19 protein-coding genes are annotated in these 16406 nt (G+C 69.6%); 11 read left to right on the top strand and 8 right to left on the bottom strand.

The features are described 5' to 3' along the window. Positions 1-87: 87 nt before the first annotated feature. Positions 88-771: a DUF1707 SHOCT-like domain-containing protein gene (locus tag OHT76_RS27860; protein ID WP_328873599.1), complete on the top strand. Its 684-nt coding sequence runs from the start codon at positions 88-90 to the stop codon at positions 769-771. Positions 772-934: 163 nt separating this feature from the next. Beyond that, complete coding sequence (locus OHT76_RS27865; RefSeq protein WP_328873600.1) at positions 935-1312, top strand: WhiB family transcriptional regulator; 378 nt, start codon at positions 935-937, stop codon at positions 1310-1312. A gap of 62 nt (positions 1313-1374) precedes the next feature. On the opposite strand, the gene glpX is transcribed toward OHT76_RS27865, so the two are convergent. Then, on the bottom strand, positions 1375-2409 hold the full coding sequence (gene glpX, locus OHT76_RS27870; protein WP_328873601.1) for a class II fructose-bisphosphatase: 1035 nt from the start codon (positions 2407-2409) through the stop codon (positions 1375-1377). Positions 2410-2537: 128 nt separating this feature from the next. Here glpX and OHT76_RS27875 point away from each other — a divergent pair, with 128 nt between their 5' ends. Continuing rightward, positions 2538-3059 carry a DUF4245 domain-containing protein gene (locus tag OHT76_RS27875; RefSeq protein ID WP_328873602.1) on the top strand — a complete coding sequence of 174 codons (522 nt, stop codon included), beginning with the start codon at positions 2538-2540 and terminating at the stop codon, positions 3057-3059. A gap of 70 nt (positions 3060-3129) precedes the next feature. Here OHT76_RS27875 and OHT76_RS27880 read toward each other — a convergent pair whose 3' ends face one another. From OHT76_RS27880 to OHT76_RS27895, 4 genes are all read right to left on the bottom strand, one after another. Next, positions 3130-3720, bottom strand: coding sequence for a malonic semialdehyde reductase (locus OHT76_RS27880; protein ID WP_328873603.1), 591 nt, complete (start codon positions 3718-3720; stop codon positions 3130-3132). A 153-nt stretch (positions 3721-3873) separates the two neighbouring features. Continuing rightward, a complete protein-coding gene (locus OHT76_RS27885) occupies positions 3874-4104 on the bottom strand; it encodes an exodeoxyribonuclease VII small subunit (RefSeq protein ID WP_328873604.1) in 231 nt (76 codons plus the stop codon). A 9-nt stretch (positions 4105-4113) separates the two neighbouring features. Continuing rightward, positions 4114-5322, bottom strand: coding sequence for an exodeoxyribonuclease VII large subunit (gene xseA, locus OHT76_RS27890; RefSeq protein ID WP_328873605.1), 1209 nt, complete (start codon positions 5320-5322; stop codon positions 4114-4116). Between the two features lie 32 nt (positions 5323-5354). After that, complete coding sequence (locus tag OHT76_RS27895) at positions 5355-6731, bottom strand: APC family permease (protein WP_328873606.1); 1377 nt, start codon at positions 6729-6731, stop codon at positions 5355-5357. 72 nt (positions 6732-6803) lie between these two features. Between OHT76_RS27895 and OHT76_RS27900 the strand changes: the two genes are divergently transcribed. Continuing rightward, the gene (locus tag OHT76_RS27900) at positions 6804-7805 is read left to right on the top strand and encodes a 4-hydroxy-3-methylbut-2-enyl diphosphate reductase (RefSeq protein ID WP_328873607.1); all 1002 of its coding nucleotides are present in this window, start codon (positions 6804-6806) and stop codon (positions 7803-7805) included. Positions 7806-7834: 29 nt separating this feature from the next. Further along, on the top strand, positions 7835-8578 hold the full coding sequence (gene ppgK, locus OHT76_RS27905; RefSeq protein WP_328873608.1) for a polyphosphate--glucose phosphotransferase: 744 nt from the start codon (positions 7835-7837) through the stop codon (positions 8576-8578). Position 8579: 1 nt separating this feature from the next. Here the strand turns inward: ppgK and OHT76_RS27910 are convergent, their stop codons facing one another. Beyond that, positions 8580-8975: a DUF6542 domain-containing protein gene (locus OHT76_RS27910; protein ID WP_443049843.1), complete on the bottom strand. Its 396-nt coding sequence runs from the start codon at positions 8973-8975 to the stop codon at positions 8580-8582. Between the two features lie 353 nt (positions 8976-9328). On the opposite strand from OHT76_RS27910, the gene ychF reads away from it, so the two are divergent. The 6 genes from ychF (at position 9329) to OHT76_RS27940 (ending at position 14919) form a co-directional block, all read left to right on the top strand. Continuing rightward, a complete protein-coding gene (gene ychF / locus OHT76_RS27915; protein WP_328873610.1) occupies positions 9329-10417 on the top strand; it encodes a redox-regulated ATPase YchF in 1089 nt (362 codons plus the stop codon). Between the two features lie 223 nt (positions 10418-10640). Beyond that, positions 10641-10871 (top strand): anti-sigma factor family protein, encoded by a 231-nt coding sequence (locus OHT76_RS27920; RefSeq protein ID WP_328873611.1) that lies wholly within the window; start codon positions 10641-10643, stop codon positions 10869-10871. 114 nt (positions 10872-10985) lie between these two features. Further along, positions 10986-11660 carry an RNA polymerase sigma factor gene (locus OHT76_RS27925; protein WP_328873612.1) on the top strand — a complete coding sequence of 225 codons (675 nt, stop codon included), beginning with the start codon at positions 10986-10988 and terminating at the stop codon, positions 11658-11660. Then, complete coding sequence (locus OHT76_RS27930) at positions 11647-11877, top strand: anti-sigma factor family protein (protein ID WP_328873613.1); 231 nt, start codon at positions 11647-11649, stop codon at positions 11875-11877. The genes OHT76_RS27925 and OHT76_RS27930 overlap by 14 nt, the downstream gene beginning before the upstream one ends. A gap of 71 nt (positions 11878-11948) precedes the next feature. Further along, the gene (locus OHT76_RS27935) at positions 11949-13583 is read left to right on the top strand and encodes an FAD-dependent oxidoreductase (RefSeq protein WP_328873614.1); all 1635 of its coding nucleotides are present in this window, start codon (positions 11949-11951) and stop codon (positions 13581-13583) included. Next, positions 13576-14919 (top strand): hypothetical protein, encoded by a 1344-nt coding sequence (locus tag OHT76_RS27940; protein WP_328873615.1) that lies wholly within the window; start codon positions 13576-13578, stop codon positions 14917-14919. The genes OHT76_RS27935 and OHT76_RS27940 overlap by 8 nt, the downstream gene beginning before the upstream one ends. 60 nt (positions 14920-14979) lie before the next feature. Here the strand turns inward: OHT76_RS27940 and OHT76_RS27945 are convergent, their stop codons facing one another. Next, positions 14980-15492 (bottom strand): DM13 domain-containing protein, encoded by a 513-nt coding sequence (locus tag OHT76_RS27945; RefSeq protein ID WP_328873616.1) that lies wholly within the window; start codon positions 15490-15492, stop codon positions 14980-14982. Between the two features lie 9 nt (positions 15493-15501). Next, the gene (locus tag OHT76_RS27950; protein WP_328873617.1) at positions 15502-16362 is read right to left on the bottom strand and encodes a hypothetical protein; all 861 of its coding nucleotides are present in this window, start codon (positions 16360-16362) and stop codon (positions 15502-15504) included. Positions 16363-16406 lie beyond the last annotated feature (44 nt).

Here is a 16406-nt window from a genome sequence, read left to right on the forward strand (position 1 = left end):
GCGACTGACAGCGAGCTTGTGAGGTAAGGCTCAGTTCGATCCCGGCGGGGGCTATCGCGATCTATCGTGTTTGGGTACGCTGCTCTTGTGGACCTTCAGAAGCAGACCGCGCCCACTGCCGCCACCGAACTCCGTGCCTCCGACGCCGACCGCGACCGGATCGCGGACATCCTCCGCGAGGCACTCGCCGAGGGCCGCCTCACCGCCGACGAGCACAGCGAGCGGGTGGAGGGCGTGCTGAACGCCAAGACGGTGGGTGAGCTGGAGGTCTTCATCAAGGACCTGCCCGCGGCCCACAGCGCCAGACCGGCAGCCTCGTTCGCCTCCGTCCCGAATCGGCCCACCCACCTCCCCGTGGACGCCGACGACAACGCCGTCGCGATCTTCAGCAGCGCCGTCCGCAAGGGGCGCTGGCGTGCGGGGCGCCGGATCCATGCGTACGCGATCTTCGGCAGTGTGGAGATAGACCTCAGCGAGGCGCTCTTCGAGTACCAGCAGGTCGTGATCAAGGCGATCGCGGTCTTCGGCAGCATCGAGGTCCGCGTCCCGGAGAATGTGTCGCTGCGCGGCACCGGTGGCGGCATCCTCGGCAGCTTCGAGGTGGACATGCTGGACGCGGAGGACCCGGCGGCGCCCGTGGTCTACGTGGACGGCTGGGCCGTACTGGGCAGCGTCGAGGGCAGGCCCAGGCGCGGCAAGCTCGTGACGGACATCCTCGACCGGGTCCACGCCAAGGTCGAGAAGAGTTTGCGCAAGCATCTGGATCATTGACGGATGCGAATCGGAAGAGAACCGAAACCAACCACTCCGCTCATCCGGCAGCGCAAGAGCCCCCGGAATCCAGCGGTTCGGAACTCCCTGCATAGGCGCGCGTACAACGGGTAGACCTTGCTGCATCGTCTCTCGCTCGCGAAGCCGTCGTCAGGAGTAGACCGTGCTGCAACCGCCGCATTCGTCCCTGCAGGTAGCTGCCGTTCCGGCCCAGCGGGTGCCAGTGCGAGACAGGGACCAAGACGCCCCTTGGCACACCGAGGCGGTGTGTCGACGCGACGAGGCCGGCCTGTTCTTCGCCCCCTCCAAGGAGCCCACCGCCGCCCGCCTCTCCCGCGAGGAGGCCGCCAAGCGGGTCTGCGCACGCTGCCCGGTCATGGTCGAATGCCGCGAGCATGCCCTCCTCCAGCCCGAACCCTACGGAGTCTGGGGCGGCCTCACCGCAGCAGAACGCCGAGTGGTCCTGGCCCGCCGCAGGCGCAGGGACCTGGAACTGAAAAAGGCGGCGAGGGCGACGGGCCGCATAGCGCAAGCAGGCTGAACAGAAGAAAGAAGGGCGCCCTCTCCGCACCGAGGGCGCCCTCTTCTTGGCCGGTCCGGGACCTACTTGGCCCGATCGAAGTCAATCGCGCTGTAGGCCCGCAGCTTGCTCAGCCGGTGCTCGGAATCAATCCGCCGAACCGTCCCCGACTTCGACCGCATCACGATCGACTCGGTGACCGCGGAATCCGACCGGTACCGCACACCCCGCAGCAGCTCACCGTCGGTGATCCCGGTGGCGACGAAGAACACGTTCTCACCCTGAACCAGGTCCTCGGTCGTCAGCACCCGGTCGAGATCGTGCCCGGCGTCGATCGCCCGCTGCCGCTCCTCGTCGTCCTTCGGCCACAACTTGCCCTGAATCGTGCCGCCGAGGCACTTCACGGCACAGGCCGAGATGATCCCCTCCGGCGTACCACCGATACCGAGGAGCATGTCGACGCCGGTGCCCTCGCGCAGCGCGTAGATCGACCCCGCGACGTCACCGTCGGAGATCAGCTTGATACGCGCACCGGCGTCCCGGATCTCCTTGATGATCCCCTCGTGCCGGGGCCGGTCCAGGATGACGACGGTGACGTCCTCCGGCGTGGACCGCTTCGCCTTGGCGACCCGGCGGATGTTCACGGACACGGGCGCGTTGATGTCGACGAAGTCGGCCGCCTCGGGCCCGGTGACCAGCTTGTCCATGTAGAACACGGCGGACGGGTCGAACATCGCCCCGCGCTCCGTGGCGGCGAGGACCGCGATCGCGTTCGGCATGCCCTTGGCGGTCAGCGTGGTGCCGTCGATCGGGTCGACGGCGATGTCCACCTCGGGCCCGGTGCCGTCGCCGACCCGCTCCCCGTTGAAGAGCATCGGCGCCTCGTCCTTCTCGCCCTCGCCGATGACGACCACGCCGTTCATCGACACGGTGGAGACGAGGGTCCGCATGGCACGCACCGCGGCACCGTCGGCGCCGTTCTTGTCGCCGCGCCCGACCCAGCGGCCCGCGGCCATCGCGGCTGCTTCGGTGACCCGGACGAGTTCCAGGGCGAGGTTGCGGTCGGGGGCCTCGGAGGGGACATCGAGCTCGGACGGCAAGTGATGATTTTCGGTCATCGGAGCGCACCTTTCTGATACGACGACGGCCGGATGAGGGTGATGGCCATGACTCTATCGTCAGGTCGACAAAATGAGCAGGGGGCCCCACGGATGAGCGGACCGGGGCACCTGCGACGATAGGGGACGTGGCAGGTACGAACGCTAAGCAGAAGTCGGTCCGGAACATGGTCCTCTCCCTCGGGGTGACCATTCTCGCGGCGGGGGTCGTCTACCTCTTCATCCCGCACGAGGAGTCCGCCCCGGACCTCAAGCGGGTCGACTACCGGGTCGAGCTGCTCACGGCCCGCCGCGCGGCGTCGTACCCCGTGGCCGCCCCCGAGGGCCTGGCCAAGGAGTGGAAGGCGACCTCGGTGCGGTTCCAGGGCGACCAGGGCGATGCCTGGCACCTCGGTTACCACGCGCCCGACGGTGAATACGTCCAGATCGAGCAGTCGGCTCAGAAGCCGAAGGTGTTCATCGACGAGGCCACCCAGGGCGCCCACGAGACGAAGGCCACCCAGGAGATAGACGGCAAGACCTGGACCCGCTACACCGGCGGCCGCTACGACGCGCTCGTACTGAAGGCCGACGGCTCGACCACGATCGTGGCGGGCACGGGCTCGTTCGAGCAGCTGGCGGAGATGGCGGGCGCGCTCAAGACGAAGTAGGCCCGGCCACGCGTGCATGAGGAAGGCCCCCGGCGATCACGCCGGGGGCCTTCCTCATGCTTCATCCCACTCAGACGGTCGTGATGACCTCGTCGTACGACAGTCGCGGGGAGCGCGGGAACCAGGCGTCCTCGCCCGGCTTGCCGATGTTGATCACCATCAGCGGGGTGTGGTCGTCGTCCAGGAACTCCTTGCGGACACCCTCGAAGTCCAGACCGGTCATGGGGCCCGCGGCCAGGCCGGCGGCGCGGACGCCGATGATGAAGTACGCGGCCTGCAGGGAGGCGTTCAGCGCGGCGGCACCCTCACGGGCGGGGCGCTCGGCGAAGAAGACGTCCTTGGCCTGCGGGAAGTGCGGGAAGAGCTGCGGCAGCTCCTCGTGGAACTCGTTGTCCGCGGAGAGGATCGCGACCAGCGGGGCGGTGGCGGTCTTGGCCTGGTTGCCCTCGGCCATGTGCTTCACCAGACGCTCACGGGCCTCGGCGGAGCGGACCAGGGTGACGCGCAGCGGCGACTGGTTGAAGGCGGTGGGGCCGTACTTGACCAGGTCGTAGATCGCCTGGACCTGCTCCTCGGTCACCGGCTCGTCGGTGAAGCTGTTCGCGGTGCGGGCCTCGCGGAACAGCAGGTCCTGGGCGGCGGGGTCAAGAACGAGAGACATGCGTGAACCTTCTCGGGGTGTGGCGTCGGATCCGGGCGCCGGATCAGCTGACACGTCAACCATATGAGAGAGAGGTTCAACCTTCAACAAAAACCGGGGTGTGGTGATCCGCTTCACAGGATCGCCGTTTCGCAGAAGCTCAGGAGCTGCGGACTACTCGCCCTCGGCCGCTTCCTCCGCCGCCTCCTCGGCCAGCGCCGCGTCCAGCCGCGCCCGGGCACCGTCCAGCCACCGCCGGCACACCTTGGCGAGCTCCTCCCCGCGCTCCCACAGCGCCAGGGACTCCTCCAGCGTCGTACCGCCCGCCTCGAGCCGCCGTACGACCTCGATCAGCTCGTCCCGCGCCTGCTCGTACCCGAGCGCCTCATCCACCTTGCTGGTCATGCACTCACCCTAAGCATCGACTCGGACAGTGAACTCACCCTCGGAAACCCGCGCCCGCAGCACCTCGTCGCCGCCGACCTCGTCCGGGTCCCGGACCACATGACCGTCGGCCTTCTGCAGCACGGCGTACCCCCGCTTCAGGGTTGCCGCCGGGGAGAGGGCCACCACGCGTGCGTGCGTGTGCGTCAGTTCCGAGTCGGCGCGGTCCAGGAGGTGGCCGAGGGTGCGGCGGCCGCGGTCCAGCAGGGACCCGACATGATCGGCGCGTTCGTCGATCATCCGGTGCGGATCCTCTATCGACGGCCGGGCGAGCGCATGGGCCAGCCCGCGCTCCTCCCGGTCGATGTAGGCCTCGACACACCGCCGGGCACGGGCCTGAAGCATCCGCACCCGCTCGTACTCCTCACCCACATCCGGTACGACCTTCTTGGCGGCGTCGGTCGGGGTGGAGGCGCGCAGGTCGGCGACATGGTCGAGGAGCGGGTTGTCGGGCTCGTGCCCGATCGCGGACACGACCGGCGTACGGCACGCGGCGACCGTGCGCACCAACTGCTCGTCGGAGAACGGCAGCAGATCCTCCACGCTGCCGCCACCGCGCGCCACGACGATCACATCGACGTCGTCGATCTCGTCGAGCTCCTTGACCGCCTGCACGACCTGCGGCACCGCGTGCACCCCCTGCACGGCGACATTGCGCACCTCGAAACGGACGGCGGGCCAGCGGTGCCGGGCGTTCTCCAGTACGTCCCGCTCGGCGGCGGAGGCCCGGCCGCACACCAGCCCGATGAGCTGCGGCAGAAACGGCAGCGGCTTCTTGCGCTCCGCCGCGAAGAGTCCCTCGGCGGCGAGGGACTTCTTCAACTGCTCAAGACGGGCAAGGAGTTCCCCCACCCCCACCGGCCTTATCTCGGCGGCCCGCAGCGACAACTGCCCGCGCGGGGCGTACCACTCGGGCTTCGCCAGCACGACGACCCGCGCGCCCTCGCTCACCACATCGGCCACGGCGTCGAAGACCTGCCGATAACAGGTGACGCTCACGGAGATGTCGTACGACGGATCCCGCAGCGTGAGGAACACCACCCCCGCGCCCGGCCGCCGGGAGAGCTGGGTGATCTGGCCCTCGACCCACACCGCCCCGAGTCGGTCGATCCACCCCCCGATGAGCCGCGACACCTCACCGACGGGCAGCGGGGATTCCGCGGACGTGTTTGCAGCCATGCCGGTGAGCGTAGTGCCAGACACTGACAGTCTCAGGCGTCCCCGGCCGGCTCCCGCCCCCGCTGCACCGCCAGCACGGTCAACCCCACCGCCAGCCAGATCGCGCCCACCACCCGGGCCGTCCCCGAGGCCTCCACGATCACCGCGATCGTGATCGCCGCGCCGGCCACCGGCACCAGCACATGCCGCCACCAGCTCACCGGCCCGCCGCGCCGCCGTACCGCGAACCAGCCCACCACGCTCGCGTGCAGCAGCGTGAAGGCGGTGAGGGCGCCGATGTCGACCACCGAGACCAGGTGATCCATGCCGTCGTCGCGGCGGGCCGCCCAGACCGCGGCGACCAGGGTGATGACGGCCGCGCAGAGCAGCGCCACCCGGGGCACCCCGGTGTCCGTCCTCGACAGCGCGCGGGCCAGGCGCCCGGCCCGGCCCATCGCGAACAGCAGCCGTCCGGCCGCCGCCTGTCCGGCCAGCGCGGCGAACGCGGCGCCGATCGCCTTGCTCACGGCCACCAGGTCGTGCAGCCACGTCCCCACGGACACGTCGACGGCGTCGTAGAACGCGGAGCCCTGTTTGCCCGGCTCCGCGGCGAGCTGAGCGGACGACGTGGGTTCCAGCAGGGCCACCAGGTACGTCTGCGCCACGAACAGGACGCCCGCGAGGGCGAGGCAGAACAGCACCGCGCAGGCGACCTTCTCCGAGCCGCCGGTGACCTCCTCGGCGAAGGCGGCGATGGCGTCGAAGCCGAGGTAGGACAGGACCGCGATGGACACCGCGCCGAGCACCGCGGAGAGCGCGAACGCGCCCTGCGTGCCGTCCCCGGACAGCGGTGACAGCCAGCCCCGCTCGGCGCCGTCCCGGGTGAGGACGACGATCGCCGAGACCATGAACACCAGCAGGACCACGATCTCCATGGCCAGCACCAGGAAACCCACGCGCGCGGCCGTCCGTACGCCCCACAGGTTGAGCAGCGTGGTGACGACCACCGCGAGCGCCGTCCACACCCAGCGCGAGACCTCCGGGATCAGCGCCTCCATGGCGATCCCGGAGAAGAGGTAGGCGACCGCCGGGATCAGCAGATAGTCCAGCATCGCCATCCAGCCCGCGACGAAACCCGCCCGCGGTCCGAGCCCCGCCCGCGCGTAGGCGAACACCGAACCCGCCTGGGGGACCACGCGCACCATCTGCGCGTAGCTGAATGCGGTGAACGCCATCGCCACGGTGGCGACGACATAGACGAGCGCGACCGCGCCGTGCGACTTGGCGTCCAGCGTGCCGAACACACCGACCGGGGCCATGGGGGCGATGAACAGCAGCCCGTACACCACCAGGTCCCGGAATCCGAGGCTGCGCCGCAGGCGGTGGTGCTCCTCGTCGGTCGTAGTGGATGCCGTACCGATGTCGGACATGCCGCCAGTGTCCAGAACCGTCATGGACGGCGCGATCTTTGGCCCGCCGAACGCGGCCTTACGATGGGACGCATGACTGCTTCGCCTGGCCGCCGTGTCCTGCTCGCCGCCCCCCGTGGCTACTGCGCGGGTGTGGACCGCGCCGTGATCGCCGTCGAGAAAGCCCTGGAGCAGTACGGGGCCCCGGTCTATGTCCGGCACGAAATCGTGCACAACAAGTACGTCGTGCAGACCCTGGAGAGGAAGGGCGCCGTCTTCGTCGAGCGGACCGAAGAGGTCCCGCCCGGGAACATCGTGATGTTCTCGGCGCACGGCGTCGCCCCCGTCGTCCACGAAGAGGCCGCGCGCGGGCAGCTCGCCACCATCGACGCCACCTGCCCGCTGGTCACCAAGGTCCACAAGGAAGCCGTCCGCTTCGCGAACGAGGACTACGACATCCTCCTGATCGGCCACGAGGGCCACGAGGAGGTCATCGGCACCTCCGGCGAGGCCCCCGAGCACATCCAGCTCGTCGACGGCCCCGAGGACGTCGCCAAGGTCGAGGTCCGCGACGAGTCGAAGGTGGTCTGGCTCTCCCAGACCACCCTCTCCGTCGACGAGACCATGGAGACCGTCGACGCCCTCAAGGAGAAGTTCCCGCAGCTCATCTCGCCGCCGAGCGACGACATCTGCTACGCCACGCAGAACCGTCAGCTCGCCGTGAAGCAGATGGGCGCCGAGGCCGAGCTGGTCATCGTGGTCGGCTCGCGCAACTCCTCCAACTCCAAGCGGCTGGTCGAGGTCGCCAAGCTCGCGGGCTCGCGCGAGGCCTATCTGGTGGACTTCGCGAGTGAGATCGACGAGGCCTGGCTGGAGGGCGTCACCACGGTCGGCGTCACCTCCGGAGCCTCCGTCCCGGAGGTCCTCGTCGAGGAGGTCCTGGAGTGGCTCTCCCAGCGCGGCTACGGCGATGTCGAGCTGGTGAAGGCGGCCGAGGAGTCGATCACCTTCTCGCTGCCGAAGGAGCTGCGCCGGGATCTGCGCGAGGAGGCCGCGGCGCTGATCGCGGAGCGTACGGGCACCTCCCAGGAGTGACTGTCAGTCGTCCGTCGTAACGTAGAGCCATGCAGATCTTCGGTGTGGACATCGGCGGTTCCGGAATCAAGGGCGCCCCTGTGGATCTCGACAGGGGTGACCTGGCCGAGGAGCGCTTCAAGGTGCTCACCCCGCGTCCGGCGACGCCCGACGGGGTGGCCGACGGCGTCAAGCAGGTCGTCGACCACTTCGGCTGGACGGGGCCGGTCGGGCTGACCTTCCCGGGCGTGGTGACCGGCGGGGCGACGATCCGTACGGCGGCCAATGTCGACAAGAGCTGGATCGACACGGACGCGCGCGCGTTGTTCAGTGAGCGTCTTGGCGGGCTGCCGGCGACGGTGGTCAACGACGCGGACGCCGCGGGCGTCGCCGAGGTGGCCTTCGGCGCGGGGCGGGGCCGCAAGGGCACGGTCATCCTGCTGACCTTCGGCACCGGCATCGGCAGCGCCCTGTTCGTGGACGGCGCCCTGGTGCCCAACACCGAGCTGGGCCATCTGGAGCTGCACGGCCATGACGCGGAGAAGCGGGCCTCCAGCAAGGCCAAGGACGACGGCGAGCTGACATGGGAGCACTGGGCGCATCGCGTCCAGAAGTACCTCTCCCATGTGGAGATGCTGTTCTCGCCGGAGCTGTTCATCATCGGCGGCGGCGTCAGCCGTAAGTCGGAGAAGTTCCTGCACTACATCGAGGGCATCAAGGCGGAGATCGTCCCGGCCCAGCTGCAGAACAACGCCGGCATCGTGGGGGCGGCGATGCGGGCGGCGCAGGGGTAGCTCACCCGGGCGGGCGGCGGTGATCCAGCCGACTGGACATGAGGCGCGCCTTCCGTACGGTCACGATGACCCCGGTGATCAGGGTTCCGCCGTACAGCCAGCCGGCCTGGGTGGCGAGCGCCGTGAACAGGCCCATCAGCCGGTCGCCGGTCCCGCCGCCACCGCTGTCGGCGACCGCCACCAGGCCCAGCGCGAAGGCGATCGGTACGACGATGACCGCGGTCACCAGGTCGGCCTTGCGCACCCAGATCGCGGTCAGCGTGCACACCGGCAGGAACAGCACGCCGTAGACGGTGAGCGAGGACCCGAACAGCAGGGCGTCCAGGGAGCCGAGGGCGAGCATCAGGACCGTGCAGAAGAGACCGACGCCGAGGCCGGTGAGGCGGGGGTTGGGCATGCGGCGGATGGCCTGCACCACCGGAGGCGGGGGACGCCGTACGGCCGCGGGGGGACGGCGGGGGGCGCCGGTCCGTGGCTGCGCACCCCGGGCACTGCCCCGGGCCTGCGGGGGCAGGGGTGGGGTGCCGCGTCGCGTTCCCTGCTGCCCGTACTGCGCCGGGCGCGTCCTGTGTTGCTCCACTGGACCAACTTAGGTCTGTTTATGTGTCGAATCGCCCTTCAGACACGCCGAGGGGCGGACCTTGGCCAAGCGTTCGACAGGCAGCCGGTGCCGGGCGTGTCACGCCGTAGACTGGTGGATCGGCCCCACCAGCCTCCAGTCCTCTCCTCTCACGTACGGGAAGTCGCAACGTGTCGCTCACGATCGGAATCGTCGGTCTGCCGAATGTCGGCAAGTCGACCCTGTTCAACGCCCTGACCAAGAACGACGTGCTGGCGGCCAACTACCCGTTCGCCACGATCGAGCCGAACGTCGGTGTGGTCGGCGTCCCGGACGCGCGCCTCACCAAGCTGGCCGAAATCTTCTCCTCGCAGCGGATCCTCCCGGCGACCGTCGACTTCGTCGACATCGCCGGCATCGTGCGCGGCGCCTCCGAGGGCGAGGGCCTGGGCAACAAGTTCCTCGCGAACATCCGTGAGTCCGACGCGATCTGCCAGGTCATCCGCGCCTTCAAGGACGAGAACGTCGTCCATGTCGACGGCAAGGTCTCGCCCAAGGACGACATCGAGACGATCAACACCGAGCTGATCCTCGCCGACCTGCAGACCATCGAGAAGGTCCTGCCCCGGCTCCAGAAGGAGTCGCGGATCAAGAAGGACATCGCGCCGAAGGTGGCGGCGGTCGAGGCGGCGAAGGAGATCCTGGAGAAGGGCGACACGCTCTTCGGGGCGGGCATCGTCCAGGGCTCGGGCAACGAGGAACTCCTGCACGACCTGCACCTCCTCACCACGAAGCCCTTCCTCTACGTCTTCAACGTCGACGAGGACGAACTGGTCGACGAGGACTTCAAGAACGAGCAGCGCGCCCTGGTCGCCCCCGCCGAGGCGATCTTCCTCAACGCCAAGCTGGAGCAGGACCTCGCCGAGCTGGACGAGGAGGACGCGATGGAGCTGCTGGAGTCGGTCGGCGCGGAGGAGCCCGGCCTCGCCACCCTCGCCCGCGTCGGCTTCAACACCCTGGGCCTCCAGACCTACCTCACGGCCGGCCCCAAGGAATCCCGCGCCTGGACCATCAAGAAGGGCGCCACCGCCCCCGAGGCCGCGGGAGTCATCCACACCGACTTCCAGAAGGGCTTCATCAAGGCGGAGGTCATCTCCTTCGCCGACCTGGTGGAGACGGGTTCGGTCGCGGAGGCCCGCGCGAAGGGGAAGGCGCGGATGGAGGGCAAGGACTACGTCATGCAGGACGGGGACGTGGTCGAGTTCCGGTTCAATGTGTGAGCGGATGAGTTAACACCACGTCCCTGACGTGGCAAACATGCAGGTCAGAAGGGGCCGGGCTCGTGGGAGCCCGGCCCCTTCATCGATCTCAGGTGTCGTGGACGGTGCCCGTATCCCGCGCCCGCCCGGATCCTGCCCGACGACCGGCCGCCCTCACCGCCGAACCCGTCCCGGTCGTGGCGGCAAGGCCGCTGTGAGCAGAGCGGGCACCCTATGATCGAGTATGAACTGCGATGAGTTCGTAGAGCTGGTGACCGCCTTTCTTGACGGTGCCATGGATGAGCCGACCGAGCTTCGCTTTCTCACGCATCTGACGGTGTGCGACGACTGCGAGATGTGTCTCGAACAGTTCAAGCAGATCATCGCGATGGTGGGCGAACTGCCCGAGGCGAGCCTGACCGTCGAAACGCGCGACCAACTGCGGGGCGCTTTCCGGGCGTTGCGGCGGGGCTGAAAACGGTCGTGCCGGTTCTTACCGGTGTATGACCGACGCCGGCGCCGTGGAATCGCACTCGTTGAACTGGCCTAAGCTGACAGCCCAGTTGACGGCCGGCAAGGGGGAGTGACGATGGCGGGCGCTCGCGAACTGCCGCCGGACGAGGTCCTGGTCCGGCGGTTGCGTGACGGTGACGAGGAGACGTTCGCCCTGGTGCTGGACACCTGGTCGGGCGGCATGCTCCGGCTGGCCATGTCGTTCGTGTCGACCAAGGCCTCCGCGGAGGAGGCCGTCCAGGACACCTGGCTGGCGGTCATCAGGGGGATCGGTGACTTCGAAGGCCGTTCATCCCTGAAGACTTGGGTGTACCGGATCCTGGTCCGCACGGCCAAGACGCGCGGTTCGAAGGAGAGCAGGACCGTCCCCTTCGCCAGCCTGCAGCCGGAGGAGGAAGGACCGACGGTCGACGCCGCACGGTTCCGCCCGCCCGGCGAGCGCTACCCCGGGCACTGGGCCGTCGGGCAGGAGCCGCGTCCCTGGCCCGAGGACTACGTACTGCGCGGCGAGGTCCGCGAGTTGATAGCCGAGGCGCTCGACGAACTCCCGCCCCGCCTCCGCGCGGTGGTCACCCTTCGCGATGTCGCGGGATACGGCTCGGAGGAGGTGTGCTCCATGCTGGAGATCTCGCCGGGCAACCAACGCGTCCTCCTCCATCGGGCCAGGGCCTTCCTGCGCCGTAAACTGGAGCACTACTTGTCCGGTGTCCATGACGTCGCGGTGGGAGGGGACGAGCGTGGACTGCGTTGACTTCGTCGAGTTGGTGACCGAGTTCCTCGAGGGCGCGCTGCCCGAAGCGGACGAGCGGCGCTTCATCGAGCACCTGGCGGAATGCTCCGGCTGCGAGAACTACCTCGATCAATTCCGCCGTACGATCGCCACGACGGGTGAGCTGACCCCGGACAACATCTCCTCGGACGCCAGGCAGCAACTGCTCAGCGCGTTCAAGGACTGGAAGCGTCAGTAAGCCCCCCTTCGCAAGTCGCTGTCTTCCCAGGGGATTTGTAACGCTCGCGTGGTGCGCCGCCTCTGAACGGTATGACTCTGCTCAGAAGACTGTCGTTCGGCATCATCGCCGGACTGCCCGGAGGCGCGATCGTCGCGGTAGTGACGGATCCGTTGTGGATCCCATGGGCCGCGCACTCGGTGGTGCTGGGAGCCGTACTGGGCCTCCTCTTCGGCGACCACCGGCAGAGCAGCGGCTCGGCCTTCTCCGTCGGTCTGCTCATCGGCCTGCTCGCCTGGGTGACCTGGACGCTCACCCTCGCTCCCGCGCTGGACGGGGAGAAGCCGTCATGGACGATCGCGGTCGCCGTCGCACGCTTCCCCGAACTCGTCGGCGCCGCTCTGTTCGGCGCAACGGCCGGGCTCGCCTTCCACGCCCTGTCCGTCTGGCGCCCGCCCCGCCCTGCGCCCCAGCGGGCCAAACCCCATGTGGTGATCGTCGGCGGTGGATTCGGCGGCGTAGGGGCCGCGCGTGAGCTGGACCGGCGGGTCGGGCGCGGGCTCGACGCCCATGTGACGCTGATCAGCGACTCGAACTTCCTGCTGTTCACCCCGCTGCTGGTCGGCGTCGCCTCCAGCACGGTGGAGGCCAGACATGTGAGCGCCCCGGTGCGCGCCGGCCTCGGCCATGCCTCCTTTCTGCACGGGCGGGTGGCCTCGATCGACCCGCAGACCCGCAACGCGTACGTCTCCGCAGGCCGGGACGGGATGCTGCGGGTGCCGTACGACCATCTGGTCCTGGCGGTCGGCGCGGTGCCGCACTTCTTCGACCTGCCGGGAGTGGGCGAGCACGCGTTCCCGATGAAGTCCGTCGAGGACGCCACCAGGCTGCGCAACCAGGTGCTGGGCGCGCTGGAACGGGCCGATCTCGAACCGGACCCGGCCGAACAGGCAAGGCTGTTGACGTTCGTGGTGGCGGGCGGCGGCTTCGCCGGGACGGAGTTGGTGGCCGAACTCTTCGACCTCGTCCACGACGTACTCCACTTCTATCCGCGGCTGCACGGGCTGCGGCCCAGACTGGTGATCGTGCACGCGGGTGAGCGGCTGCTCCCGGAACTGTCACCGACACTCGGCCTGTACGCGCAGCGCAAACTCGGCGGACGCGGCATCGAGTTCCGCCTCGGGGCGCGCGTGGCCAAGGCCACCGCCGAGGACATCACGCTGGACTCCGGCGAGACCATCCCCACCCGCACCCTGGCCTGGACGGCGGGCAACCGGCCGAACCCGCTGGTGCGGCAGCTCACGCAGGGGCCGCTCGCCGTGGACGCCAGCATGCAGGTCCCGGGCGTGCCCGGCCTGTGGGCGCTGGGCGACTGCGCGAGGATCCCGGACCCGGTGGCCGGGGTCTATCCGCCGACCGCGCAACACGCGATCCGCGAAGGCAAGGCGGTGGCGAGGAACATCGCCGCGGTGCTCGGCGGACGCCGTCCCGTCCCGTTCCGCTTCGGCGGGCTCGGCGTGCTGGTCTCGCTGGGGCACCGCACGGCGGCCGGTGAGATCGGCGGCCGTCGGGTCTCCGGTTTCCTCGCCTGGGTGCTGTGGCGCTCGGTCTATCTGAGCAAGCTGCCCAGCGTGGAGAAACGGCTGCGCGTACTCGCCGACTGGACCCTCGACCTGGTCTTCCCCAGGGACATCGCTCTCTCCGCCAAGGGGGACCACCATGCGTGACGCCGGATTCGGAGCCCTCGCCGGGCTCGTGGGAGGACTGGTCTTCGGCGCGGTGATGGCGGAGATCGGCTTCCTGCCCACCGTCGCGGAGATCGTCAGGACCGACTCGTCCGCCGTGGGCTTCGCCGTCCACCTGCTGATCGCGGCGATCATCGGGAGCATCTACGGCGTGCTGGTCGCGCGCCAGAGCGAGCTGCTGTTCTGGGGACTCGCGTACGGCGTGCTGTGGTGGTTCCTCGGGCCGCTGACGCTGCTGCCGGTCCTGCTGGGCGAGCCGGTGACCTGGGACGTGGCAACGGCACGCGAGCTGATCCCCAGCCTGCTCGGCCACCTGGCCTACGGAGCGGCCACGGCCGGCGTTCTCGCCCTGCTGTCGCGCGGGGAGCGGCAGATCGGGCCCGGTCTGCTGGTCCGCGCGTCGGTCGCCGGGCTGCTCGTCGCCCCGGTGCTCGGGCTCGGCTGGAGCGGGCTTTTCATAGGTGTGCTGGTCGGTCTCTCGTACGCCGTGATCTTCGGCGACCCCCGCGAGGGCAGCGGCCCCGCCCTGATCCGCGGCGCGGCCTTCGGGTTCGTGTGGTGGGTGCTCGCGGCGGTGACGATCGCGCCGATGCTGGAGGGCCGCGGACTGCAGTGGGCGCCGGCCGCGGTGCGTACCGCCGTGGCGGGGCTGCCCGGTTACGTGCTGCTCGGCGCCGGTACGGCCCTGCTGATCTGCTGGCTGGGCGGCCTGTCGAGGGCGGTGTTCTCCGATGACGTACGGCACACCCTGGAGGGACGTCTCACCGGTGGGCGGGTGATCTCCATCTGGCACGGCGTCGTCGCCGGTCTTGCCGGTGGCGCGATCTTCACCGGCGTCATGGTCGCCGTGGGATACCTGCCGACCGTCGCGTCCCTGGTCGGCTCGGACTCAGCGGTCGTAGGCGTCATCGTGCATCTGCTGATCTCCCAGGCCATCGGCGTCAGTTACGCGGTCTTCTTCCGCCGGCGCAGCTTCGACCCGGCCTCCGGAATCGGCTGGGGGCTCTCCTACGGCTTCCTCTGGTGGATCCTCGGCAACCTGACGCTGCTTCCCGTGCTGCTCGGCGCCGGGCCCCGCTGGAGCGCCGCCGCCCTGGCCGCGTCCTTCCCCTCGCTCGTCGGCCACCTCGCCTACGGCGCCGTGCTCGGCCTGGTGTATCAGCGGCTGGAGGAGCGGGTCGGCCCATGGCATCTGACCCGCAGCGAGGCGAGTGCGGTGCGGGCGGCCGGGCGGCACGCGCAGACGCTGAGCGCGGCGCCGGCGCTGTGGAGCCTGATGACGTGCGTGGCTCTGCTCGTCCCGATCCTGGTGTCGTAGGAAAGCGAAGGGGGCGGGTGGCATGGCCACCCGCCCCCTATGACGTCCGACGTGCGGTTGTCAGGCGCCCTGCCTCAGCTCGGCCGCGCCGAACGACACGCTGAAGCGCTCACACCAGATCGTCACCGTGGAGAACCTGTTCAGGTCGGTGCCCGCCGGGATCGCGTAATTCTGGTTGCCCTCATTGCCCTTGAGGTCGCCGAGGTCGATGTGCTCGCCGTCGTCGAGGTTGCCGCCGCCGTCCTGCTGGACCGGCTGGTCGCTGAGCCAGACGTGCAGGGCCGGGCCGTCGGAGGTGCGCAGATCGGTCAGGCGCAGGTTCGACCGGCCGTCCGCCAGCGGCTGGACGGCCACCGAGCCGCTGGTGTCGTGCTCGTGGGAGACGAAGCTGCCGATCGCGAACGGCTGGGCCGCGGCGGGTGCCGCCTCGTCCACGCGGGTCGTGGTGAACAGCCGCCAGGGCTGGAAGAGATACAGCCCGACGGCCGCCACCACGACGACCACCGCGGTGGTGATCCACAGGAGGCGGCGCTTGGAACGCCTGGGCGGGCAAGCGGGGATGGTCTGCGTCATGGGGATGTCCTATTCAGCGGCTTCGGTCGTGGTCCGCGCGGCCTTCTCACGGCGCAGCTCGTCGGTCTCGTCGCGTACGGCGTCCAGCCGGACCTCGAGCATGCCGACCCGCTCCCGGTAGCGCTCCAGCTCGGCCCGGACGAACTCGGCGTCCGCCACCTGGCGGGCCGTCTCCTCACGGATCGCGGCGGTCTCCTCGTCGAACTTCTCCTGCGCGGCATCCAGCGCGGCGACGGCCATGTCACCCGCCTCCTCGGCGAGCGTGGCGCGCTGCTCGGCGGCCAGGATGCGCTGCGCGGCGGCTCGGGTGACCGTCTCGATCCGGGCCTCGGCCGCCGCGGAGTCGGTGATGATCGCCAACTCCTCGAGGTAGGCGGGCAGATCGACGGCGAGCTGCTCCATGAGCGCGACGAGGACATCGCGTGACTGCGTCGCGTGGTCGCCGTCGCTTGTCGACATCGCCGCCAGTTCCTGCATTTCGCCGGCCATGGCCTCCGCCGCTATCGGCTCGGACTCGAGGGGGACGGGGGGATGCGCGGGCTGCAGGGGCACCACCTCGGCACTGGGCACGGCCTGCGCACCGGGAATCGGGTCCGATGCCTGGACTACGGCGGCTTCAGCGGACCACGGTGCCTGAGCAGCCGTAACCGCGTCCTTGGCCGCTTTCTTGGCCTCGGCTGCCGCGCGCTTGTCCTCCTTGCGCTGCTGCCGCTTGGCGCGGAACTTCCGGAACGCGCCGAGCGCGTTGTGCTCGGGGTGCTCGCAGTAGCGGGGCACCGGCCCCTGCGCGCCCGGTACCTGCTGCTCGGGCGGATGGGCGCAGCCCGGGTAGGCGCACGTGGGGACGGTCTCGACGGACTCGACGGTCATGTTCGGCCTTTCGTGGATGAGTTGGCGGTACGTGGTCAGGTGCG

Source organism: Streptomyces sp. NBC_00287 (genome assembly GCF_036173105.1).
Taxonomy (GTDB): domain Bacteria; phylum Actinomycetota; class Actinomycetes; order Streptomycetales; family Streptomycetaceae; genus Streptomyces.

Excerpts from the sequence above, each read along its gene's own strand:
- ppgK (WP_328873608.1), top strand. The coding sequence starts at position 7,835 with ATGCAGATCTTCGGTGTGGACATCGGCGGTTCCGGAATCAAGGGCGCC.
- xseA (WP_328873605.1), bottom strand. The coding sequence starts at position 5,322 with ATGGCTGCAAACACGTCCGCGGAATCCCCGCTGCCCGTCGGTGAGGTG.
- OHT76_RS27935 (WP_328873614.1), top strand. The coding sequence starts at position 11,949 with ATGACTCTGCTCAGAAGACTGTCGTTCGGCATCATCGCCGGACTGCCC.
- OHT76_RS27945 (WP_328873616.1), bottom strand. The coding sequence starts at position 15,492 with ATGACGCAGACCATCCCCGCTTGCCCGCCCAGGCGTTCCAAGCGCCGC.
- OHT76_RS27885 (WP_328873604.1), bottom strand. The coding sequence starts at position 4,104 with ATGACCAGCAAGGTGGATGAGGCGCTCGGGTACGAGCAGGCGCGGGAC.
- OHT76_RS27895 (WP_328873606.1), bottom strand. The coding sequence starts at position 6,731 with ATGTCCGACATCGGTACGGCATCCACTACGACCGACGAGGAGCACCAC.
- OHT76_RS27950 (WP_328873617.1), bottom strand. The coding sequence starts at position 16,362 with ATGACCGTCGAGTCCGTCGAGACCGTCCCCACGTGCGCCTACCCGGGC.
- OHT76_RS27925 (WP_328873612.1), top strand. The coding sequence starts at position 10,986 with ATGGCGGGCGCTCGCGAACTGCCGCCGGACGAGGTCCTGGTCCGGCGG.
- OHT76_RS27940 (WP_328873615.1), top strand. The coding sequence starts at position 13,576 with ATGCGTGACGCCGGATTCGGAGCCCTCGCCGGGCTCGTGGGAGGACTG.
- glpX (WP_328873601.1), bottom strand. The coding sequence starts at position 2,409 with ATGACCGAAAATCATCACTTGCCGTCCGAGCTCGATGTCCCCTCCGAG.
- OHT76_RS27910 (WP_443049843.1), bottom strand. The coding sequence starts at position 8,975 with ATGCCCAACCCCCGCCTCACCGGCCTCGGCGTCGGTCTCTTCTGCACG.
- OHT76_RS27920 (WP_328873611.1), top strand. The coding sequence starts at position 10,641 with ATGAACTGCGATGAGTTCGTAGAGCTGGTGACCGCCTTTCTTGACGGT.
- OHT76_RS27880 (WP_328873603.1), bottom strand. The coding sequence starts at position 3,720 with ATGTCTCTCGTTCTTGACCCCGCCGCCCAGGACCTGCTGTTCCGCGAG.
- OHT76_RS27900 (WP_328873607.1), top strand. The coding sequence starts at position 6,804 with ATGACTGCTTCGCCTGGCCGCCGTGTCCTGCTCGCCGCCCCCCGTGGC.